Origin of the sequence: Bacillus paralicheniformis, assembly GCF_002993925.1 — a bacterium.
Taxonomy (GTDB): domain Bacteria; phylum Bacillota; class Bacilli; order Bacillales; family Bacillaceae; genus Bacillus; species Bacillus paralicheniformis.
In genome coordinates this window covers 891,425-914,951 of sequence record NZ_CP023665.1, presented here as the reverse complement: position 1 = coordinate 914,951, position 23,527 = coordinate 891,425, and the positions used below count along the sequence as shown (strand labels likewise).

General features: G+C 50.5%; 16 protein-coding genes. 6 read left to right on the top strand and 10 right to left on the bottom strand.

The features are described 5' to 3' along the window. Positions 1–2: 2 nt before the first annotated feature. Positions 3–686: an NAD(P)H-dependent oxidoreductase gene (locus CP943_RS04580; RefSeq protein ID WP_020450562.1), complete on the bottom strand. Its 684-nt coding sequence runs from the start codon at positions 684–686 to the stop codon at positions 3–5. A gap of 130 nt (positions 687–816) precedes the next feature. Here CP943_RS04580 and CP943_RS04575 point away from each other — a divergent pair, with 130 nt between their 5' ends. Then, positions 817–1,209, top strand: coding sequence for a winged helix-turn-helix transcriptional regulator (locus tag CP943_RS04575; RefSeq protein ID WP_020450561.1), 393 nt, complete (start codon positions 817–819; stop codon positions 1,207–1,209). Here the strand turns inward: CP943_RS04575 and CP943_RS04570 are convergent. The 5 genes from CP943_RS04570 to CP943_RS04550 all read right to left on the bottom strand — a co-directional run bounded on the left by CP943_RS04570 (position 1,206) and on the right by CP943_RS04550 (position 6,953). Further along, complete coding sequence (locus CP943_RS04570; RefSeq protein WP_039073326.1) at positions 1,206–2,117, bottom strand: alpha/beta hydrolase; 912 nt, start codon at positions 2,115–2,117, stop codon at positions 1,206–1,208. The genes CP943_RS04575 and CP943_RS04570 overlap by 4 nt on opposite strands. Before the next feature lie 80 nt (positions 2,118–2,197). Further along, positions 2,198–3,493: a nucleotide sugar dehydrogenase gene (locus CP943_RS04565; protein ID WP_095293055.1), complete on the bottom strand. Its 1,296-nt coding sequence runs from the start codon at positions 3,491–3,493 to the stop codon at positions 2,198–2,200. Between the two features lie 85 nt (positions 3,494–3,578). Further along, positions 3,579–4,643 (bottom strand): Gfo/Idh/MocA family protein, encoded by a 1,065-nt coding sequence (locus CP943_RS04560; protein ID WP_095293056.1) that lies wholly within the window; start codon positions 4,641–4,643, stop codon positions 3,579–3,581. Further along, the gene (locus tag CP943_RS04555; RefSeq protein ID WP_105980811.1) at positions 4,640–5,749 is read right to left on the bottom strand and encodes a DegT/DnrJ/EryC1/StrS family aminotransferase; all 1,110 of its coding nucleotides are present in this window, start codon (positions 5,747–5,749) and stop codon (positions 4,640–4,642) included. Before CP943_RS04555 ends, CP943_RS04560 begins: the two co-directional genes overlap by 4 nt. Before the next feature lie 121 nt (positions 5,750–5,870). Beyond that, entirely contained in the window at positions 5,871–6,953 is a 1,083-nt protein-coding gene (locus CP943_RS04550) for a glycosyltransferase (protein WP_031304956.1), read from the bottom strand. 193 nt (positions 6,954–7,146) lie between these two features. Between CP943_RS04550 and CP943_RS04545 the strand changes: the two genes are divergently transcribed. The 5 genes from CP943_RS04545 to CP943_RS04525 all read left to right on the top strand — a co-directional run bounded on the left by CP943_RS04545 (position 7,147) and on the right by CP943_RS04525 (position 13,606). After that, on the top strand, positions 7,147–9,390 hold the full coding sequence (locus CP943_RS04545) for a glycosyltransferase (RefSeq protein WP_105980810.1): 2,244 nt from the start codon (positions 7,147–7,149) through the stop codon (positions 9,388–9,390). A gap of 153 nt (positions 9,391–9,543) precedes the next feature. Beyond that, complete coding sequence (locus tag CP943_RS04540) at positions 9,544–10,917, top strand: glycosyltransferase (protein WP_105980809.1); 1,374 nt, start codon at positions 9,544–9,546, stop codon at positions 10,915–10,917. Between the two features lie 66 nt (positions 10,918–10,983). Further along, complete coding sequence (locus CP943_RS04535) at positions 10,984–11,958, top strand: NAD-dependent epimerase/dehydratase family protein (protein ID WP_095293063.1); 975 nt, start codon at positions 10,984–10,986, stop codon at positions 11,956–11,958. A 17-nt stretch (positions 11,959–11,975) separates the two neighbouring features. Then, positions 11,976–12,518, top strand: coding sequence for an acyltransferase (locus CP943_RS04530; RefSeq protein ID WP_026580665.1), 543 nt, complete (start codon positions 11,976–11,978; stop codon positions 12,516–12,518). Further along, the gene (locus CP943_RS04525) at positions 12,515–13,606 is read left to right on the top strand and encodes a DegT/DnrJ/EryC1/StrS family aminotransferase (protein ID WP_075212799.1); all 1,092 of its coding nucleotides are present in this window, start codon (positions 12,515–12,517) and stop codon (positions 13,604–13,606) included. The genes CP943_RS04530 and CP943_RS04525 overlap by 4 nt, the downstream gene beginning before the upstream one ends. A 177-nt stretch (positions 13,607–13,783) precedes the next feature. On the opposite strand, the gene CP943_RS22790 is transcribed toward CP943_RS04525, so the two are convergent. The 4 genes from CP943_RS22790 to CP943_RS04505 all read right to left on the bottom strand — a co-directional run bounded on the left by CP943_RS22790 (position 13,784) and on the right by CP943_RS04505 (position 23,453). Continuing rightward, positions 13,784–16,060, bottom strand: coding sequence for an NTTRR-F1 domain (locus CP943_RS22790; protein WP_267895625.1), 2,277 nt, complete (start codon positions 16,058–16,060; stop codon positions 13,784–13,786). Between the two features lie 234 nt (positions 16,061–16,294). Beyond that, the gene (locus CP943_RS04515; RefSeq protein WP_234026558.1) at positions 16,295–20,440 is read right to left on the bottom strand and encodes an NTTRR-F1 domain; all 4,146 of its coding nucleotides are present in this window, start codon (positions 20,438–20,440) and stop codon (positions 16,295–16,297) included. A 220-nt stretch (positions 20,441–20,660) separates the two neighbouring features. Next, positions 20,661–22,634, bottom strand: a complete 1,974-nt coding sequence (locus tag CP943_RS04510; RefSeq protein WP_105980808.1) for an NTTRR-F1 domain — start codon at positions 22,632–22,634, stop codon at positions 20,661–20,663. 126 nt (positions 22,635–22,760) lie between these two features. Continuing rightward, on the bottom strand, positions 22,761–23,453 hold the full coding sequence (locus CP943_RS04505; RefSeq protein WP_025810396.1) for an N-acetyltransferase: 693 nt from the start codon (positions 23,451–23,453) through the stop codon (positions 22,761–22,763). Positions 23,454–23,527 lie beyond the last annotated feature (74 nt).

The following is a 23,527-nucleotide window of genomic DNA, read 5'->3' as shown; positions in this document are numbered from 1 at the left end:
TTTTATTCAACCCATTTCACGATTTGATCAAGCGCCCGTCTCGTCTTCGGACGCGGTTCTTTCACGCGGTAACCGAAAGCGGCCATGACCGAGATGTCAAAGCGGCCGTCCTCCAACAATCCTTCTTTTTCAAGGATGTCGTGGACTTTGTCGTAGTTAAAGCCTTCAATCGGGCAGGAGTCAATACCGATCAAGGCGGCCGCCGTCATCATGTTGGCTAGCGCGATGTACGTTTGCTTTGATACCCAGTCAAACATCGCTCTGTCGCTTTCGTACAAATGAAAATCGCCGTCTTGGAAACTTTTCAGAACGCCGTCTTCTTTCAGCATATTTTCAATGATGTCCTCCGGCATTTTTTTCACATGCTTTAACTGATCTGCAACATACCCGGAATCATGCCGCATTTCCTTAGCCGTGCGTCCGAGCAGCAAAACGAAATGGCTGGCTGTCGGCAGCTGTCCCTGTGCGCCCCATGAGACCTGGCGCAGTTTTTCACGCAGCTCTTTATTTTGGACGACGACGAACTTCCACGGCTCGAGGCCGACAGAGCTTGGCGACAGTCTGCCCGCTTCTAAAATGAACTGAAAATCCTCGTCTGATATCTTTCTGTCCGGATCAAACTCTTTTGTCGCGTGTCTAAATTGGAATGCGTCAAGAATCTCCTGCTTCTTGGATTGCTGTGTCATGTTCTGTTCTCTCCTTTTGTCTATAGTTTATATTCCTTTCTTAATTTCATTCTAATCATTATAATAGCAATAAGAAAGTACGCACATTTTTGTGGCATAGTATCATTTTTTATACTAAGGAGAGAGGAAAATGAACAAGAATCCGAAGGCATGCGAAACACCGGACGGTTATTCATGCCCGGTGGAAGCAACGATCGATATCATCGGCGGCAAATGGAAAAGCGTCATTCTGTATCATTTGATCGATGATAAAAAACGCTTTAATGAGCTGCGTCGTTTAATTCCCGCCGTGACACAGCGGATGCTGACCCTCCAGCTTCGCGAACTTGAGCGCGACGGCATCGTCTGCCGCACGATTTATAAGCAGGTTCCCCCGAAAGTCGAGTACAGTTTAACTGAATTCGGCAAGACCCTGATTCCGATCATCAGTCAAATGATGAATTGGGGAGCTTCCTATGCCGGCAAAATCAAGGAAGCTCGCCAACGATCGGCTGCCGCTGAAATGCTGGAATCGCAAGGCTAATTGGCCGGCTCGATTTTCAAGAGAAAGTCTTTGATTCTGCCTAAGTATTCTTCAGGATCGTGGCGGTATCCGCCGACATGTCCGGCACCTTCAATCAAATACAGTTTCTTTATCCCTTTTTTCCGGTCATACAGGCTTTTGGCCATTTCCGGCGGAACAAGCTGATCATTTGTGCCGTGGATGATAAACAGCGGCGTGTCTGACTGCTCAAGATTGCTGACCGGCGATATGTCGGCAAGGCTCCAGCCGTGGCGCCGTTTGATCAGCCCGCTTGCCAACGGGATGAGAAACGGCACGGACAATTTGACGGCGGCTTTCAGCTGAAAGCGGCATAGCTCTGTTAAATCGCTGAAGCAGGAATCGGCAATACAAAACTTGATTCTCCTGTCCTGTTTCATCAGCTCGATGGCAGCCGCGGCTCCTAGCGATTCGCCAAGCACTCCGATCCAAAGGTCTTTGCCGAACCTGTTCTCAAGCTCGTCAGCCCACCTCGCCAAATCGTCCTTTTCGTAAAATCCGTAAGAAACGTGTGAACCGCCGCTCAATCCGTGGCACCTGCTGTCGCAAAGCAGAACATTGTAGCCGATGGACTGGAACAGCTCGACGTATTTATACCCTCCAAACAGCGACCACTTGATGCCGTGGGAAACGATGACGACTTTCCTGCTCTTTTGAACGGGAAAAAGCAGCGCATGCAGCCGGCATCCATCCCCCGCCGTCAAAAACAGCTCTTCTTTGTCGTGTGACTCAAACACATCATCGATGATCTCGCCGTGTTTGAGTCCGCTGAAAAAGGTTTCTTCATATGTGCTCCTGTTCGGCATAACAAACAAATAGCTGACAATCAGACTGACGGCAAAAATACTGATCCCAATTCCAAAGACCATCAACAAAATTCCGATCCACACGGCCCTCACCCTTTACGTTCTTGTTTTAACTTATTGTATTCCGAACGGGTCTGGGCGTGAGTCGCGGAAAAAAATTGGCGTCAAGAGCACCCGTTTCCGAGCTGGATGACTTTCGCTTTTCCTGCTGCTTCTCTCAATACGCCTCTTGTATCAAATATCACGGTTGCATGGTTTAGTAACAGCTCTTTCGGAAGTGCGTCATGATCGGTCAAAACGACAACACAGTCGTACGCTTTCAGCATCTCTGAATCTATCGGCATGCTTGCCAGTTTTTTGCCGCTGAGGTCGAGTTCCGGAACGTGCGGATCATGGTAGGAAACATCAGCCCCCATGCCGATCAGCTTCTCTATAATATCAAGCGATTTTGATTCGCGGACATCCGCTATATTACGTTTATAGGTGACGCCATAGATTAAAATGCGGGCGTCTGTCGCCTTATCTTTCCCTGCCAGTTGCAAGGAACGCTCTGCGATATAGCGGACGATTCTATCATTTGTCGCTTCCGACAGCTCGATAAAGTCGCTCGATAAACCGCTTTGTTTCATGACAAACTGCAAATACAGCGGATCGACGGGGATGCAATGGCCGCCGATGCCGGGACCTGGATAAAACGCCGCAAAGCCGTACGGCTTCGTGCTTGCCGCCTCGATGACTTCCCATACATTCACCCCGAGCTTGTCGCATATCATCGCGAATTCATTAATGAATGAAATATTAATAAACCGGTACGTATTTTCCAGCAGCTTTGTCAGCTCCGCTGTTTCAGGCGATGTGACAGGCACAACCTCTTCATAAATGCCGCTGTATAATTGATGCACCTTTTCAAGGCATGCCTCCGTCGCGCCTCCCACTACCTTCGGCACGACTTCAATCGGGAATTGATTGCCCGGATCAACGCGTTCTGGAGAATAAGCCAAATAAAAATCCTTTCCGCATACAAGGCCGCTTTCTTCGAGGATCGGTTTGACGATGTCCCTTGTCGTACCCGGATATGTCGAGCTTTCCAACACAACGAGCTGCCCTTTTTTCAAGTGCCCTCCAATCGATTGCGCCGCTCTTTTCACATAAGTCAAATCAGGACCCGCATCATCATTCAGCGGCGTCGGTACGCAGATGATGACGGCATCCGCTTCGCCGATTAAACCGTAGTCCGAAACAGGACGAAAGAAACCGGTGCCTATTCCGTCCTGCACCGCTTGATCGTTGATATCTGAAATATAGCTGTTCCCTTTCCGTAATGCCTCGACTTTCTTTTTATCCAAATCAACACCGATAACCCGAATTCCTTTTGATATCAACAACATGGCCAAGGGCAGACCGACAAACCCCAAGCCGATGACCGCTATCGTTTCGTTATGCATTTCCTGTTTGCTCATTTATCAAATCGCCCCTTCTGTACATTCCTTTAATAAACTATGTTTTAAATCTTTTTTTGAAAGGGACGATCTACCAAATCAAAACCTATTTATTTTTCATATCAGATGTTTGAAACGAAGAAAGAGGCAGCTGCACCGGCTGCTTCTGCAGCACAGACTGGTAGATTCCAAAAATCGTTTCAATCGCCTTTTTCCCTTCATAGCCGTCAACCAATAGTGTGTCTTGGCGCTTGACGGCGCTTATAAAGTTTTGATACATAGCGGTTTGTTCGCCGCTGAGATCAATCAGCTGCGCCGCTTCTTCAGCAGCATCCTTCTCCCCGTGGATATACCAGCGGCTGATCCGGTTTAATGCCGGGCCTTCCAATGAAATCGTTCCATGTTCTCCAAAAATCGAGAGAGAGCTTCCGATATTGTTTGGCTGTGTGACGATATTCGCTTCTACTACTCCTTTCGCCTGACTGGCAAACGTCAGAACACCGACAGCAACATCTTCCGTTTCTTTTGCTCCGGAACCGCCCAGTATATCTCCGTAAACGCCTTTTACATCACCTAAAAACCATTGCAGCAGATCGATCAGATGTATCCCTTGATTGACCAGCATCCCGCCGTCTTTTTCCCAGCTTCCCCGCCAGGTTGCCGCTTCATAATAAGCGGGTGACCTGTTTAAGCGAAGCGATACTGTGCCTAAGTAGATCCTTCCCAGTTTTCCTCTCTCAATCGTTTCCTTCAGTTTTTTCATGATCGGCCGGTGGCGCATCTGGTGGCAGACCATGAGCTTCAGCCCGTTCTGTTCCGCCAGTTCTATCAGCTCATCGGCATCCTGTAATGACAAGGTCATCGGTTTTTCGACGATGACGTGCTTGCCTGCCTGCAGCGCAGCTTTGGCCATTTCGGCGTGCAGTCCCGAAACCGCCGCAATAATGACCGCTTCTATTTTAGAATCTGAAAGCAGCGCTTGATACTGCTGATAACGGGTCATTCGGCTTTCATCTCCAGTGAAGGAAGCATAGTATTGTTCCGCCTCCTTCATCCGTTCTTCCTGCAAATCACTGACGGCCGACAACTTTGCATCACCGCACCCGGCCAGTGCTTGAAGATGTTTTCTTGACATATAGCCGCAGCCGATTAAACCGAAATGAACCGTCACTTTCCCCCTCCTCCTTTTTTCAGCAGCGGGGAAATAATTTGCTCTTGTTCCTCAGCGGCTAGAAAAGGATCCATCGGAATCGCGAAAAGGGTTTCGGACAAGGACTCGGCTATAGGGAAATCGCCTTTTTTGTACTGCAATGAAGAATAGACCGTTTGCAAATGAAGGCAGCAAGGATAATACACGCCAGAATGAATGTTCTGCTCTTTCAGCGATTGAATGAATTCGTCGCGGTCTTTCGCGCCGATACAATAGAGATGATAGATATGTGTGCGGTCTTCTTTCTCAGCCGGCAGTGTGAGATGCTCCGCCGTTTTCAAACCTTCCTTGTAGCGGCTGGCAACTTTTCTTCTTTGTTCATTCCAGCCGTCGATTTTCTCAAGAAGAATGAGCAAAGCAGCGGCATGTAATTCATCAAGACGGCTGTTGAAACCGATTTTGTCATGGAAGTATTTTTTGCTTGTGCCATGGGTTCTGAGTGTTCTTAATTGCCGGGCCGCATCCGGATCTGAAATCGTCACCATTCCCCCGTCTCCCAACGTTCCTAAGTTTTTTGTCGGGAAAAATGAAAAACAGGCGGCATCCCCGATGCTGCCGACAGGACGCCCTTTATATGAAGCGCCGAACGCTTGACAGGCATCCTCAATCACAAGCAGTCCGTGTTTTTTGGCAATCGCCATGATCTCGTCCATATCAGCCGGCTGTCCGAAAATGTGGACGGGAATGATCGCTTTAGTAGCAGGGGTGATCTTTTCTTCTATTTTTTCCGGATCAAGGTTGCAGGTTTCACGATCAACATCAGCAAACACCGGCTTAGCCCCCACCCTTGAGACAGCTTCGGCGGTCGCAAAAAAAGTGAACGGCGTCGTAATGACCTCATCCCCTTTGCCGATACCGAAAGCTTCGAGCGTCAGCACTAATGCATCCGTTCCGTTGGCGACCGCGACCGCTTCTTTTACACCAAGCTTTTCGGCTATTCTTTTCTCCAGCTCTTCAACCTTGGGCCCCAATATATATTGGCCGCTGTCCAACACATGCTCAAACTCTTGTAAAATATCTTGTTTTACCGTTTGAAACTGGCGTTTTAAATTGATTAACGGGATCATCTCTGTTCCTCCTCTAAAATCAAAAAGTTCCAAAATAAGTTATGATGCCTGCCGGTAATTTGGCACGGCTTGATTTTTTTCATAAAAAAAGACCTACTTGTTCAGTAAGTCTTGACCATGCTTATTTGTTAATGCCTAATTTCCCTTCCAGCAGCTGTTTGTTATGAAGGACGGATTTGTCATCGGGACGGTATTTTCTCGCCTCTTCATTGTGCTGATACGACTTTTCAAAGTCTCCTAAATTGTAGTAGCACACGCACATTTGCAAGTGAGGGTACCAAGTGTAATATGCCGGATAGGTGAAGCTCCATTTATTCGAATCAGGCACCAGTGTTGTCGCCAGCTCATACCAGTAGATAGCGGCATTGTATTCCCGCCGCCGCTGAAAGTTATAGCCGATTCTTGAGCATGTTTCAGCACGAGGCGTTTTGGAAAATTCAAATGACTGGAAGAGCGATCTCAGCTCATTATCCAAGTCGCCGAGAAAGCGGTGGCAGTCGGCTTTGTTGATGCAGGCGTATACTTTGTCTTCAATCCATCCTTCTTTCATTTCAATGTTTTTATTGTAGCTTTCAATTGCTTTTTCGTAGTGTCTGTTTTCTCTTAATTCATTTCCGTAGTAAAAATAGTCGCGCGGGGTAAACGTGTCGCCGCGATCGATCTTCTTTTGGTAAATATTGAGGTTTCGTCCGACAGAGTGGCGGATTTTTTTATGCGTCACCGAGATATCGGCATTGATAATGTTCCCGAATACCTCCAAATATTGATGGCAGTCGCCTTTCCATTTAAAGTTTTTCTCCCTTTTTACCAGGCGGTTGCGGCGGTACCTTAATGTCACATTTCCGAATTCGTCAGTTCCCGCATCATAGTACATGGACACGGAATCAACGGAAGGATCAAGCGTTTCCTTCAACTCTTTTAATTTTTTCTGATCTTCCTCAAGCAACACATCGTCCGCATCCAGATAGAGAATATAATCCTTTGTGGCGTGTTTAAACGATTCATTGCGGGCAGCCGCAAAATCGCCGATCCATTCAAAGAAAAAGACGCGGTCTGTGTAGCGCTTCGCAATTTCTACGGTTTGATCTGTCGACCCCGTATCCACAATGTTAATTTCATCTACAATGTCTTTCACAGTATCAAGGCATCTCGCTAATACTTCTTCTTCATTTTTGACAATCATACATAGACTGATTGTAACCAAAGCCTTCACTCCCTGAGACTCTTTTTTAAAATCTACCCATAAAATATGAACCAGCAGCTGATCGCGTTTGTGCCGCTGTCACTGTTTTAGCTTTTCAGGCTGTGCCATTTCCGAAGTATTTTTCATAGAACTTTCTTTTCTCGCTTGAATATAGATACTACTAGCGAAAATGTGTTTAACCAGGAGGTTTCAGATGGATAATGAATTGGAATATTTGCTAGACTCTGTTGGGCTTAGCTGGAGAGAAACCGAAATATCCCAACTGATATTTCAACACAAATGGCACGATGCTGCGCAGAAGCTGGAAGAGAGGCTGGAAGCCGCTCCCTTCGATCCCGGCTTACTGATAAGCGCTGCTTTTGTTTATGAAAAAAAGCAGCAGGTTCAGAGAGCGTCTGAATTATATGATGATGCCCTCCTGTTTGTCAGGCGCGAACATCAACATCGCCTCATGAAGGAGAAAGAAGACCTTTTCAAAAAAATGGTCAGGCGTCCAAAGATCATTTTTTTCGTCAAACCGGATTTAGACCGGTTTTTGAATGCTGTCGTTGAGCGCCTTTCCGGAACTTACCGGACCAGAAAAATCGCGGTTCATGATTTGAATCAAATCGACACTGGCATGCAATGGGCGGATATTTGCTGGTTTGAATGGTGCGATGATTTATTGATCCACGGGAGCAAAGTCCCTTCTGCAGCGGCCAAAACATTAATATGCAGGCTCCACAGCTATGAAGCATTTACTTTTTATATTAAAAAGGTATATTGGCAAGCGGTGGATCAAGTGATCTTTGACGGGGAACACATGCGGGAATATGTATTAGATCAAGTTAAATCGTTGAAAAAAGAGAAAACGGCCGTCGTTCCAAATGGAATCAATTTAGACCAATACACCTTTCAGCAAAGGCAAAAAGGCTTTCATATCGCATATGTCGGCTATATCAACTATAAAAAAGGTCCGATGCTTTTGCTGCAGGCTTTCAAGGCACTGATTGACAAAGACTCAAGATACAAACTGTTCATCGCCGGGACGTTTCAGGACGCCCGCTATCAGTTGTACTTCAAGCAAATGATTGATGAACTCCGGCTGACTGACAGCGTCCAATTTGACGGATGGCAGGATGATATGAATCAATACTTGGAAGATAAGCATTACCTGATTTGCACGAGCCTTCTTGAAAGTCAGCATATGTCGGCCATGGAAGCGATGGCTAAAGGCATAAAACCGCTGATTCACAATTTTTACGGCGCAAAGACGATATACGATGAATCAGTTGTTTGGAATACAATAGATGAATTCGTGGCCATGATCACAAGCGGTGATTATACATCTCTCCATTATCGGTCGTTTATTGAAGAGCATTATTCATATGACCTGAGCATGCGCAAAATTGAAGAGATGATTTCAGGCTTTGCAAAGCAGTCAGAGTTGACGGTTATGCCAAATCCGCCGCTGATTACGGTAGGCATCATCAACTATAATTACAGTAATTTTATTGATGAATGCCTTCAATCCGTTTTAAATCAACTCTACCCTAATATCGACATTCTGATCGTTGACGACCACTCAACTGACGACTCGATGCAAAAAATCAGCAACTATCAAAAAACGCATCCGCACATTCGAACGATATGCCACAGCAAAAATACAAAACTTCCTGATCTCGCTTTTAAGGAAATCTTCCAAGAGGCAAAAGGCGAATATGTTTTGCTTTTAAGCGCAGATGATTTCCTTCCGCACAATTTGGTGCTCCATGACTTTATGCAGTGCTTTTTTGGAGAAGAGGGATTAGATTATGTGTACGGGGACCTTTTGCTTGTTGATCAACACGGAAAAAATGCGGGGCTGTGGACGTATCAAGAGTATGGCGATGAGGAGCTGGTGAGGACTATTTTTCAAAGGGGCGGCTCAGGCATTGTCCCGATGGTGGGCATGTTTAAAGCATCTTATTATCAGCAAAAAGGCTTTACTTGGCTGGTTGATCCGCAAAAGCCGCTTGCAGGGGATGTGCTGAATTGTTTGGCCAACACGAAGCGCGGCTGGAAGCGCCGCTATTTAAGAAAACCTGTATTGTGCTACCGCCGCCATCAAAACAATATTTCCTACCAATTGCATAAAAGGATTCAATCGCTTGTGTACGTCATCGACTATATTGTGAAAGAATTTGACGAAAGCGTCTATTTTCCCCATATCAAATGGAAGGAGCTTGAGGAAAATCAAAGACAGTCCTTGAAATATTTCAGCATCGGAAAAACCTTTTGGAGAATGGCCCGGAGATACGCACAAAACGGATATACCCGGCATTTAGATCAAGACGCCAAAAAAGAATGCATTCAGCCGCTCCTGGATAAAATGGATGAATACTTCCAATTAAGCCTCGCTTCAGACAATCAGTATGAACGATATATGAAAAATATTAAAAAAATCCAGCTGATATAAAGCCTTCCGCTCTGTGGAAGGTTTTTCTCTTATACTCTCGCACAAATACACAGTCATATAGATTCATTTATACGTATGATAGAGCGCACAAAGCGTTTTTATTCTGCCATTAAAAGGAGAAATTGAAAGCAGCGTGATCGATGGGAGGTCATCATGAAAGATTTCAAGTCAGACATCATTCATTGTCTGGAACAAAAAGATTGGAACAAAGCCATGAAGCGCTTAAAAGAGTGGGAAGCCGACGGCTCGCATAACGAGCCCGATTTTTATTTTCTTCAAGCCTCTCTTTCTGTCTATCTCGGCCATGACCATAACGCCTGGCTATGGCTCTGGAGGGGGCTTGACCTTTTTCCTGATAACAGATCTTTAAATCTGCTGATGGGAAAAGTGTGCCTGCGCACCGGAAGGGAACAAGAGAGCGCGGCCTATCTTCAAAAAGGAGATGGAGCAGAAACCGAAAGCGGGCCAAAGCTTGATCTTCCTGTTCATGAAAAAACCGAGCCTCCGGCCGGACAAATTCGCGTTTTGCAAGGCACAATGGAAATCGCCAACCAAATGAACACCTTGGCTAAAGGGCTCTCACAGCATGGCGCGCTTGCCCACACTTTAAATTACTATCCTTATTATTTAAATTACGCTGCCGACTACACCTGGTCATTGCTGAAAGAACGCAATACGCCCGCCATGAATGCGAAGCTGAGAAGGCTTTCCAGTGATCTCTTGCCATCCTATGATTTGTTCCATTTTCATTTTGGCACAAGCTTTACGCTGGACATGTCGGATTATCCCATTTTAAAACAGGCAGGTAAACCAATGATCATGCATCATTGGGGCAGCGATGTGAGGCTTTATTCAACATTGGCTAAAACAAATCCATACGCCGTTGTCAAAACGAAAAACGAAGCGCGAATTCGATATCACCTCAAACGAATTTCACAATATGTCCAGCACTGCATCGTCGCCGATATGGAACTTTACGAGTATGTAAAAGACTATTATGAGCATGTCCACATGATTCCAACCATGATCCAGCTTGACCGCTATATTCCCGACTACCGATCAAATGAAAAACCGCTCATCGTTCATGCCCCCACCTCTCCAGGAATAAAAGGAACCCGCCACATCCTTAAGGCGGTGGAGTCTTTAAAAGAAAAATACGATTTTCATTTTCAACTAGTACGAGGGGTTTCTCATGAACAGGCAAAGAAAATCTATCAAAAGGCGGATTTGATCATTGATCAGCTTCATATCGGCAGCTATGGATTATTTGCCGTCGAATCGATGGCAATGGGGAAACCCGTTATCTGTTGGGTCAGTGATTTTATGAAGGAGAACTATCCTTCCGAACTGCCTCTCATAAGAGCAAATCCCGACAACATTACAGAAGTGATTGAAAATGTGCTGAAAAACCGGGATATGCTGCCGGAAATCGGCCAGAAAGGAAGAAAGTATGCAGAAGTTCATCATGATATGGTGAAAAACAGCAAAAAAACGCTGGCTGTTTATCAGGCGCTACTTTCGGGATGATGTTGAACACCTTTCGCGTCGCGGGATTTGTAATTCAAAAAAACGAAACAAGCAGGTGAACAATTGATGAGCGATATGACAGAGTTATCCGGCCAGCATATTTTCATAACTGGCGGAGCAGGCTTTATCGGATCCTCTTTAATAGGAAAGCTGATAGAGCGCAACAGCGTCACCGTATACGACAATTTTTCAAGAGACTCCCTCCGGTATAAACCTTACCGGGACCATCCTCACTTGAAAGTGGTGCAGGGAGACATTTTGGATGTGAACACGCTTAAAAAGGCGATCCAAGGGGCCAGCCACATTGTCCACGCCGCCGGCATCGCAGGGATTGACACGGTCATTCAAAATCCCGTTAAAACGATGCAGGTCAACATGATCGGTTCAGCCAATCTGCTTGAAGCGGCTGCAGGTTTAACCGAATGCAAAAGGGTCGTTTGTTTCAGTACGAGTGAAGTGTTCGGCCAAATCGCTTTCAGGGCGCGAGAGACCAGTCATACTGTTTTAGGAGCGGTGGGAGAAGCTCGCTGGACATATGCTGTCAGCAAACTCGCCGAGGAACATATGGCATATGCCTATTTTAAAGAATTGGGGCTCCCGACCGTCACCGTCCGCCCTTTTAATGTTTATGGACCGGAACAAGTCGGGGAAGGCGCCATCAAAACGATGGTTCACAGAGCTCTGTTAGATGAGCCGATTTATATTCACGGCGACGGAACGCAAATCCGGGCCTGGTGTTATGTAGATGACATGATCGACGGAATATTGCGCTGTTTGACGATGAAAGAAGCCATCGGAGAGTCTTTCAACATCGGCAATGAACGGACTGTGATCACTGTATACGGATTGGCAAGCACGATTATCAGAGTTCTTGGATCAAAATCGCAAATCATCTTTGGAGAGAAAAAAGAAGCCGATATTGAACTTCGCATCCCTCAGGTCAATAAAGCAAAAGAAATGCTCGGTTTCAGCGCAAAAGTAGATCTGGAAGAAGGGATCACAAGAACAGCTGAAAGCATTCAAAAAAATTTGGATCAATAAGAAAGGAGGCGCTTTTGTTGAAACAATGGAAAAGCGAAGGAAAAGGTGAATTTACCCTTTCCCAGCTTGGAGGGTGCGGCGAAAATGTCGTTATTGAAGACGGAGTCCGCATTTTTCATCCGGAAAATATCTATATCGGAGATAACGTTTATATCGGCCATGACACGATTTTAAAAGGCTATTATAAGCATGACCTGATCATCGGCTCAAACAGCTGGATCGGTCAGCAATGTTTTATACACGGTGCCGGCGGGGTTACAATCGGAAAATTTGCGGGAATTGGTCCGAATGTCCGGATACACGCCGCCTACCATACCGATCCTGATATACCCGATAGTACCATTTTGTTTTCGCCGCTTACATTTGCTCCCATTCATATTGAAGAAAACTGCAACATCGGGATCGGTGCGTCTATTTTAGCAGGCGTTACGATAGGCGCCCACTCCAAAATCGGAGCAAATGCCGTCGTCAATCGTCATATTCCCCCGTACAGCATAGCGGTAGGCGTGCCGGCAAAGGTGATCAAAAACCGAAGGATGAAAGATGAGGAGCGCTCATGATCAGGTTGATTGAGCCGTATATTACGTTTGAAGAAGTGGAAGCAGAATTAAAAGAAATATTTTCCTCCGGCATGCTGACAAAAGGCCCTTATGTCAGAACATTTGCTGATCATATTAAACAGTATGTAAGTGCAAAGCATGCTTTTTTAACAACATCGGCTACAACGGCTTTATCGATGTGCCTTAAAAGCCTTAACGTCCAACCCGGAGACGAAGTGATCGTCTCAGACTTTTCGTTTCCCGCCACTGTCAATGTAATAGAAGATTTAGGTGCCAAGCCGATTTTTGCCGATGTTGATCTTGAAACATTTAACATGCTTCCAGAAGAGCTGGAAAGTCAAATCACGTCCCGGACAAAAGCCGTTCTTTTTGTAGATGCTCTTGGAAACCCGACAGGCATCACCAACATTAAACACATATGTAAAGAGTATAGCTTACCACTCGTGGATGATGCCGCGTGTGCGATCGGCAGCAGTGAATACGGCTGTAAATCTGGAAAAATTGCCGATCTCACCTGTTTCAGCTTTCACCCCAGAAAGCTGCTTACGACAGGCGAAGGCGGAGCAATTACAACCGACCGGGAAGAGTTGAAAGATTGGTTTTCAGTCAAGTTAAACCATGGCGCCGCTATCTCTGACGGCCAATTGGATTTTATGGATTTCGGCTACAACTACAGATTATCTGATATCCAAGCCGCTCTTGGAATCAAACAGCTCCAAAAACTTGATGACATCATTCATCGCCGAAATCTTCAGCAGAAAGCATATAGTGAACAGCTTGAACCCCTCGGATTCCAAAGTCAACAAATCGGACCTGACGTTGTACACAATACACAATCCGCCGTTTTCAAAGTTCCAAAAAACATCGTTCGCGACGAATTGATTCAATATTTGAGCGACTGCCATATAGAGTCGACTTTCGGCACCTATTGCTTAAGCGGCACTACCTATTACCGCCGCAAATACAGACAGATTAAACCCAATTCCATTTTTCTTGAACAAAATACGATCACCCTTCCCTGCCATGATCAAGTCAATGTGGATCAAGTAGTCTCAGCCATTCAATCATTTAGCCAACGTAAAGGCTAATCAATCAAAAACATCCCTTTCACAAAATAGTGACAGGGATGTTTTTTTATTCTTAGAAATAAGCAATAGAAAAAAGGCAGTAAACCATAGGTTTACTGCCCCCTGAATCATTCGCATAGCATTCCAGCGAAGTTCCGGAAAAACAAACGGAAAATATTTGCTAATAGTCGTTAAATATTAAGCGCCTGTTGGACCTGTCGCTCCGGTTGGACCTGTTGGACCGGTTGCTCCTGTCGCTCCAGTTGCTCCGGTTGGACCGGTTGCTCCCGTCGGACCTGTTGGGCCTGTTGGACCTGTCGCTCCGGTTGGACCTGTTGGACCGGTTGCTCCTGTCGCTCCAGTTGCTCCGGTTGGACCGGTTGCTCCCGTCGGGCCGGTTGCTCCCGTTGCGCCGGTTGCCCCGGTTGCTCCCGTCGGACCGGTTGCTCCCGTCGGACCTGTTGGGCCTGTCGCTCCCGTTACTCCTGTTGGACCTGTTGCTCCTGTCGGGCCGGTTGCTCCTGTCGCTCCCGTTGCTCCTGTCGGGCCGGTTGCTCCTGTCGCTCCCGTTGCTCCTGTCGCTCCCGTTGCTCCTGTCGCTCCCGTTGCTCCCGTTGGGCCGGTTGCTCCTGTCGCTCCCGTTGCTCCCGTCGGACCGGTTGCTCCTGTCGCTCCCGTTGCTCCCGTCGGACCTGTTGGGCCTGTCGCTCCCGTTGCTCCTGTCGCTCCCGTTGCTCCCGTCGGACCTGTTGGGCCTGTCGCTCCCGTTGCTCCTGTCGCTCCCGTTGCTCCAGTTGGGCCGGTTGCTCCGGTTGGACCTGTCGCTCCGGTTGCTCCAGTTGGGCCGGTTGCTCCGGTTGGACCTGTTGCGCCTGTCGCTCCGGTTGCTCCCGTCGGACCTGTTGCGCCTGTCGCTCCCGTTGGACCTGTCGGGCCGGTTGCTCCCGTTGCGCCGGTTGCTCCGGTTGGACCTGTTGCGCCTGTCGCTCCGGTTGCTCCCGTCGGACCTGTTGCGCCTGTCGCTCCGGTTGCTCCCGTCGGACCGGTTGCTCCTGTCGGACCGGTTGCTCCCGTCGCTCCCGTTGCGCCTGTCGCTCCGGTTGCTCCTGTCGCTCCGGTTGCTCCCGTCGGACCGGTTGCTCCTGTCGCTCCGGTTGCTCCCGTCGGACCTGTTGGGCCTGTCGCTCCGGTTGCTCCTGTCGCTCCGGTTGCTCCTGTCGGGCCGGTTGCTCCCGTTGCTCCGGTTGGACCTGTTGCTCCCGTCGGACCTGTTGGGCCGGTTGCTCCCGTTGGACCTGTCGGGCCGGTTGCTCCTGTTGCTCCGGTTGGACCTGTTGCTCCTGTCGCTCCCGTTGCTCCCGTCGGACCGGTTGCTCCTGTCGGGCCGGTTGCTCCTGTCGGGCCGGTTGCTCCCGTTGCGCCGGTTGCTCCTGTTGGACCGGTTGCTCCTGTCGGGCCGGTTGCTCCCGTTGCGCCGGTTGCTCCCGTTGCTCCTGTTGGGCCTGTCGGACCGGTTGCTCCCGTTGGGCCTGTCGCTCCCGTTGCGCCGGTTGCTCCCGTTGCTCCGGTTGCTCCCGTTGCGCCGGTTGCCCCGGTTGCTCCCGTCGGACCGGTTGCTCCTGTCGCTCCCGTTGCTCCTGTCGCTCCCGTTGCTCCTGTCGGGCCGGTTGGACCTGTTGCTCCCGTCGGACCGGTTGGGCCGGTTGCTCCTGTCGGGCCTGTTGCTCCCGTTGCGCCGGTTGCTCCTGTTGGACCGGTTGCTCCTGTCGGGCCTGTTGCTCCCGTTGCGCCGGTTGCTCCCGTTGCTCCTGTTGGGCCTGTCGGACCAGTTGCTCCTGTTGGACCGGTTGCTCCTGTCGGGCCTGTTGCTCCTGTTGGACCGGTTGCTCCTGTTGGGCCTGTCGCTCCCGTCGGACCTGTTGGACCAGTTGCTCCTGTTGGACCGGTTGGACCTGTCGGGCCGGTTGGACCTGTCGGGCCGGTTGGACCTGTTCCTCCGCCTTCTACATCTAATAGTGCTACATCATCTACAATGACATTCGCTGTACCTGCCTGCGGCAAAGTATTAATCAAAATGAAAGCCATAGTAGAGCCAGCTGGAGCTGGGGTCGTCGTTTGATAGACTTCAAGCCATGTATTATTTTGAACAATCGGTAGTCTGTTGAACGGGATATTTAAAAAGAGACCTTGGCCTAAAAAGTTAAATGAACTATCAAAATAAGACACTTGAATTTGCACCTGAGGCGATGGAGCAGGAAAACCTTCTTTAGCTAGAGAAACTAAAAATTCCAATCCTTCTCCTGCATCTACTGGAACAAATTGTGCAATAAAAGAAGTAACAGCCCCGCCCAGTAATCTTGCCGACCAAAAACCTGAATGAGAAAATTGAGTTGTGACGGTTGCATTTTGGCCTACCCAGGGTGGAAGTGCCCCGTTTTCAAAGCTGCCGTTTACAACCAAATTTTGGATCGACATCTAGGATTTTACCTCCCTTTCATTAGATTAGCTTCAATTCCCTTTTCGAGAATGAAGCTAACATATACTATGTCTCCTTGCTAAGCTCGGTCACGTTATTTTCCATATGATTAAAACACATTTATAGCAGCTAAATCCGAGAGAAGCAAAATATATTAATTTTAACAACAACGTCCTTTTACTTAATATGAAACTTCAAAAGGGGAAAGCTCCATTTAGCTTTCCCCCATCCCTTTAAGGGAACCGAATGAGATTTAAATTTCTATTGAATGCTGCAGCAGAAGTAACGTTTGAAGCCATTGTTACCGCTACCCTAACGGAATATTCAACTGTTGCGGTGGCAGGAACTGTATCAACAATTGTGCTGGCTAATGGAAATCTTTGAGTACCAGCAGCCGCAAGACTTCTATTAAATATTCTAGTTTGAACTAAAGTTCCGCCTCTATATAGCCTTATTTCAAAAATTATATTACTGTTTGCAGTATTTACGGCTTCTATCGCCAATGCATAATCCACCTTAATATTTTGCCCACTAGTGACCGATACATTAGGAACCGACACAACAGTTACTTCTGTATTTAAAGGAATCGTTGAGGGATTGTAAACAGTAGTAGACCCAAATAGATTGTTAAAGAATATAGCGGTTTGTGGACTAGCTGGTCCTGTTGGGCCGGTTGGACCAGCTACTACCATTACTCCTACTTCACCCGGCGGACCCGTTGGACCCTGTGGACCTGTTGGGCCGGTTGGGCCTGTGGTTCCGGTCGCTCCCGTTGGGCCGGTCGGGCCGGTTGCGCCTGTTGCTCCGGTTGCTCCGGTTGCTCCTGTTGGGCCGGTTGCGCCTGTCACTCCGGTTGGACCTGTCGCTCCTGTTGGACCTGTCGCCCCTGTTGGACCCGTCGCTCCGGTTGCACCAGTTGCTCCTGTTGGACCTGTCGCTCCGGTTGCACCAGTTGCTCCTGTTGGACCCGTTGCCCCTGTTGGTCCTGTTGCTCCCGTTGCTCCTGTTGGACCGGTTGCTCCGGTTGCTCCTGTCGCTCCCGTTGGACCGGTTGGGCCTGTCGCTCCCGTTGCGCCTGTCGGGCCTGTCGCTCCCGTTGCTCCTGTCGGGCCGGTTGCTCCCGTCGGGCCGGTTGCTCCGGTTGCTCCTGTCGCTCCCGTTGGACCGGTTGCTCCGGTTGCCCCGGTTGCGCCTGTCGCTCCTGTTGCTCCTGTCGCTCCTGTTGCTCCTGTCGCTCCCGTTGCTCCTGTCGCTCCCGTTGCTCCTGTTGCTCCCGTTGCGCCTGTTGCTCCCGTTGCGCCTGTTGGGCCGGTTGCTCCCGTCGGACCTGTCGGGCCTGTTGATCCTGTTGGGCCGGTTGCTCCTGTTGGACCCGCTGGTCCTGTCGCTCCCGTTGCGCCTGTTGCTCCCGTTGCGCCTGTTGGGCCAGTTGCGCCTGTCACTCCGGTTGGACCTGTTGCTCCTGTTGGACCTGTCGCTCCGGTTGCTCCTGTGGCTCCGGTTGCTCCCGTTGCCCCGGTTACTCCTGTTGGACCTGTCGCTCCCGTTGGACCCGTTGGTCCTGTCGCCCCTGTTGGGCCCGTCGCTCCCGTTGCCCCGGTTACTCCTGTTGGACCTGTCGCTCCCGTTGGACCTGTTGGACCCGTTGCTCCCGTTGCGCCTGTGGCTCCCGTTGCCCCTGTCGGGCCGGTTGCTCCTGTCGCTCCCGTTGGACCGGTTGCTCCTGTCGCTCCCGTTGCTCCTGTCGGGCCTGTTGCTCCTGTTGGTCCTGTTGCTCCCGTTGCTCCTGTCGCTCCCGTTGGACCGGTTGCTCCTGTCGCTCCCGTTGCCCCTGTCGGGCCTGTTGATCCTGTTGGTCCTGTTGCTCCTGTTGGTCCTGTTGCTCCCGTTGCTCCTGTTGGACCTGTCGCTCCCGTGGCTCCGGTTGGACCCGTCGCTCCCGTTGCGCCGGTTGCCCCTGTTGGGCCTGTCGCTCCCGTTGGGCCAGTTGCGCCTGTCACTCCGGTTGGACCTGTCGCCCCTGTTGGACCCGTTGGACCTGTCGCTCCCGTGGCTCCGGTTGGACCTGTTGGCCCTGTTGCTCCTGTCGGGCCGGTTGGACCTGTTGCTCCTGTTGGACCTGTCGCTCCGGTTGCCCCGGTTACTCCTGTTGGACCTGTCGCTCCTGTTGGACCCGTTGATCCTGTCGCTCCTGTTGGACCCGTTGGTCCTGTCGCCCCTGTTGGGCCCGTCGCTCCCGTTGCGCCTGTGGCTCCCGTTGCCCCGGTTGGACCCGTCGCTCCCGTTGCTCCGGTTGCCCCGGTTACTCCTGTTGGACCTGTGGCTCCGGTTGGACCCGTTGGGCCTGTTGCCCCTGTTGGACCCGTCGCTCCTGTTGCGCCTGTGGCTCCCGTTGGTCCTGTTGGGCCTGTTGCTCCTGTTGCCCCGGTTACTCCTGTTGGACCCGTTGGGCCTGTCGCCCCTGTTGGACCCGTCGCTCCCGTTGCTCCTGTGGCTCCCGTTGCCCCGGTTACTCCTGTTGGACCGGTTGAGCCTGTTGCTCCTGTTGCTCCCGTTGCTCCTGTTGGACCGGTTGAGCCTGTTGCTCCTGTTGCTCCCGTTGCTCCTGTTGCGCCTGTCGCTCCCGTTGGACCTGTTGGGCCTGTGGCTCCGGTTGCTCCTGTCGCTCCCGTTGGACCGGTTGCTCCTGTCGCCCCTGTTGGACCCGTCGCTCCCGTTGCTCCTGTGGCTCCCGTTGCCCCGGTTACTCCTGTTGGACCGGTTGAGCCTGTTGCTCCTGTTGCTCCCGTTGCTCCTGTTGGACCGGTTGAGCCTGTTGCTCCTGTTGCTCCCGTTGCTCCTGTTGGACCCGTCGCTCCCGTTGCGCCTGTCGCTCCCGTTGGACCTGTTGGGCCTGTGGCTCCGGTTGCTCCTGTCGCTCCCGTTGGACCGGTTGCTCCTGTCGCTCCCGTTGCTCCTGTCGGGCCTGTTGATCCTGTTGGACCCGTCGCTCCCGTTGCGCCTGTCGCTCCCGTTGCCCCGGTTACTCCTGTTGAACCCGTTGGGCCAGTTGCGCCTGTCGCTCCTGTCGGGCCGGTGGCTCCTGTCGCCCCGGTTGCGCCTGTCGCTCCCGTTGGACCTGTTGGGCCTGTCGCTCCCGTTGCGCCTGTTGCTCCTGTTGGACCCGTTGCTCCTGTTGGACCTGTCGCTCCTGTTACTCCCGTTGCTCCTGTTGGGCCTGTGGCTCCTGTTGCCCCGGTTACTCCTGTTGGACCTGTCGCTCCTGTTGGACCCGTTGGTCCTGTCGCCCCTGTTGGACCCGTTGCTCCTGTTGGTCCTGTTGCCCCTGTTGGGCCTGTCGCTCCCGTTGGGCCAGTTGCGCCTGTCGCTCCTGTCGGGCCGGTGGCTCCGGTTGCGCCTGTTGGGCCTGTCGCTCCCGTTGCGCCTGTCGGGCCTGTTGCTCCTGTTGAGCCTGTTGCTCCCGTCGGACCCGTTGGTCCTGTTGGACCCGTTGCTCCTGTTGGGCCTGTTGCCCCTGTTGGGCCTGTCGCTCCCGTTGGGCCAGTTGCGCCTGTCGCTCCTGTCGGGCCGGTGGCTCCTGTTGCTCCTGTCGCTCCCGTTGGACCTGTTGGGCCTGTCGCTCCTGTCGGGCCAGTTGCTCCGGTTGAACCCGTTGCTCCCGTCGGGCCTGTTGGACCTGTCGCTCCCGTCGGACCTGTTGGGCCTGTCGCTCCCGTTGGGCCAGTTGCGCCTGTCGCTCCTGTCGGGCCAGTTGCTCCGGTTGAACCCGTTGCTCCCGTCGGGCCTGTTGGACCTGTCGCTCCCCTCGGACCTGTGACTCCGGTTGGACCCGTTGCCCCGGTTGCGCCTGTTGCTCCCGTCGGACCAGTTGCTCCTGTTGGGCCGGTTGCTCCGGTTGCTCCCGTCGCTCCTGGTTGATCAATTGTTATCATTGAAACATCATCAATTAGTATCGGTGCCCCCCCACTAAGAGGGAGTTTTTGAATAGTTACCACTCCTATAACGGTTCCAGGAGGAGCACTATTCGTTGTAGCATAAATTTCATTCCACACATTTACTGCAGATAGACGGTTTACTGGAATTGTTAAGCTTAATCCCTGCGACAAAAAGTCAAAAGAGGAGTTGTAATAATCTACTGTTATTACAATCGCAGGATTAGGAGCGCTGCTAGCTTTTGAAATAGATATAACAAATTCAAAATTCTCTCCCGGGTTAACCAGAAAGCTCTGAGCTAAGATTCCAATCGACGAAGTTACCAAGTTAACACTATAAATCCCTGAATGGCTGAAATTAGAAGTAACTACGGCATTAAATCCTGTCCAAGGCGGCAGAGAACCGGTTTCAAACCCTCCATTTATTATTCGATTCTCAATGGTCAATCAAGTTTCACCACCCTTTCTCAAAAATTGAGATAATAATATCCCTCAAACAAAATATGAAATATCTATGTATACCGTTTGGATAAAACTCTATTTCTTTGAATTTTTATAACGCCAATCACTATAAATGATAAATTTTATAATTTATCATTAGAATCTTTTAAACAAAAACCCCCTTTAAGCTTTATGAAAACCTAAAGGGGACTCTTCCATTTTACAATCAATCAAAGATTACAGCATTTAGCGCTCTTGTATTAACATTGGCTGCCAAAAGGTTAGTCCCTGTTACATTAATTCTAACCTCATAAGTTTGTGTTCCTGCCCCTGGTGTATCAACCCATGTAAGGTTAGGAATATCACCATATACACGAACCGAACCTGCCGATTTTTCATCCTGAGAATCAACAGACACTTGTGCGATAGCGCCGTTATTTCTATACAATGTAAAAATTATACTGTATTCAAAAGTAGTAGCTGGCCCTATGATAATATCAACTTCAGCCATAGAATCGACTTTTATATTCTGTCCAGCTGAAGAGGTAACAGTTATCGTTAGAATTGGTGTTTCGCTGCCAACTGTGAGTGAAACAGGGTCAGTTGACTGCGCCGGTGTTCCCAACAGACTTCCCGGACCCGTTGCGCCTGTCGGGCCGGTTGCTCCGGTGGCTCCCGTTGGACCGGTCGTTCCTGTCGGACCTGTCGCTCCGGTTGTGCCTGTTGCTCCCGTCGGACCTGTCACTCCTGTCGGACCCGTCGCTCCTGTCGAACCTGTTGCTCCTGTTGGACCTGTCGCTCCGGTCGGGCCGGTGGCTCCCGTTGGACCGGTCGTTCCTGTCGGACCTGTCGCTCCGGTCGGGCCGGTGGCTCCCGTCGGACCTGTCACTCCTGTTGGACCTGTCGCTCCGGTCGGGCCTGTTGCTCCCGTCGGACCGGTGGCTCCCGTTGGACCGGTCGTTCCTGTCGGACCTGTCGCTCCGGTTGTGCCTGTTGCTCCCGTCGGACCTGTCACTCCTGTCGGACCCGTCGCTCCTGTCGAACCTGTTGCTCCTGTCGGACCTGTTGCTCCCGTCGGACCTGTCACTCCTGTTGGACCTGTCGCTCCGGTCGGGCCGGTGGCTCCCGTTGGACCGGTCGTTCCTGTCGGACCTGTCGCTCCGGTCGGGCCGGTGGCTCCCGTCGGACCTGTCACTCCCGTCGCCCCTGTTGCTCCCGTCGGACCTGTCACTCCTGTTGGACCTGTCGCTCCGGTCGGGCCGGTGGCTCCCGTTGGACCGGTCGTTCCTGTCGGACCTGTCGCTCCTGTTGTGCCTGTTGCTCCCGTCGGACCAGTTACTCCTGTTGGACCTGTCGCTCCCGTTGGACCGGTCGTTCCTGTCGGACCTGTCGCTCCTGTTGTGCCTGTTGCTCCCGTCGGACCTGTCACTCCTATTGGACCTGTCGCTCCTGTCGGACCTGTTGCTCCCGTCGGACCGGTGGCTCCCGTTGCTCCTGTCGGACCTGTTGCTCCCGTCGGACCGGTGGCTCCCGTTGCTCCTGTTGCTCCTGTCGGACCTGTTGCTCCCGTCGGACCTGTCGCTCCCGTTGCTCCTGTTGCTCCTGTCGGACCTGTTGCTCCCGTTGCTCCTGTTGCTCCTGTCGGACCTGTTGCTCCCGTTGCTCCTGTTGCTCCTGTCGGACCTGTTGCTCCCGTCGGACCTGTCGCTCCGGTTGGACCTCCTCCACCCTCAACACTCAATAGAGCAACATCATCCACAAGCACACTTGCAGTTCCCGCCTGCGGAATGTTGTTGATCAAAATGAATGCCTGGGTGGTGCCTGGGGGAGCCGGTGAAGTTGTTTGATAGACTTCAAGCCATGTCCCATTTTCGGCTGCCGGTATTCTGCTTGACGGCACAGTGGCAAACAGCCCGTATTCGAGAAAATTAAATTGACTGTCAAAATAAGTAACTTGTATCGTTATAGAAGGTGCTGGGAGAAATCCCGCTTTCGCAAGAGAAACAAGAAATTCGCTTCCTTCCCCAGCCCTGGCCGGAACAAATTGGGCAATATATGATGTGGCTGTTCCGCCCAAAAATCTCGCAGAGAAAAACCCTGAATGCGAAAACTGGCTTGTAACAGATGCGTTTATACCTACCCAAGGCGAGAAAGCACCTGTCTCAAAACCACCGTTCATCACCGCGTTTTGAATGGACATTTTTCCACCCCCAATTCTTTTCATTTTCTGGCTGCAATGATCTTTAAAAGATATTAAAGCTCTATATCCTATGATCTCTCTTTTTTTGCAGACACGTTATATAACACGGCTAAGATTGAAAAACCGTTATTTCAGCAACCGGCCTGGATTGCCCACAGCCGTTTTGCCTGCGGGAACATCTTTTGTGATGACGGCGCCCGCTCCGATGACCGCATGCTCCCCGATGACGACCGCTGGCAGCAATGTTGCGTTGTTTCCAATTTTCGCTCCTCTTTTAATAGTTGGACCTTGATACGGGTAGTTTCCCATTCCCATATATTTATCATTTGATGTGGAACAGCAAGGACCGATAAACACTTCATCTTCGATCGTCATATCAGCGGTGATATAACAGCCCGTTTGAATCGTCACTCTCTTTCCAATTTTAGTATTGTTTTCAACCATCGCGTTGCGTCCTATAATGCTTTCTCTTCCGATCGCAACATTTTCGCGAATGCTCGCCATGTCTCCCACAAAAACGCCTTTTTCCAACAGCACGTCCCGGTATATAACAGCACTCGCACCGACTACGGCATCATCTTCTATCCGCAAAGGCGCTCCCGCCTGCTTCGGCTGGCGGGCCATTTTTTTATTTGAAGAAGCCGCTTTGCCAAGGACGGCCAAATCGCCGATTTTCACCCCGCTGCCGATCTGAGTATCCTTTTTAATAATGGCATGATGACCGATTGTTACGTTGTCCCCGATGACCACATTTTCTTCAATGACAGCGTGCTCTCCCAATACTACGTTCTTTCCGATCTTTACGGTTTCATGAATCATTGATTACATCCTCCATTTCTCATTTACACCTGCTGTAGCATATTCAATGCGGACGTGATGAGAAACGGCTGCAT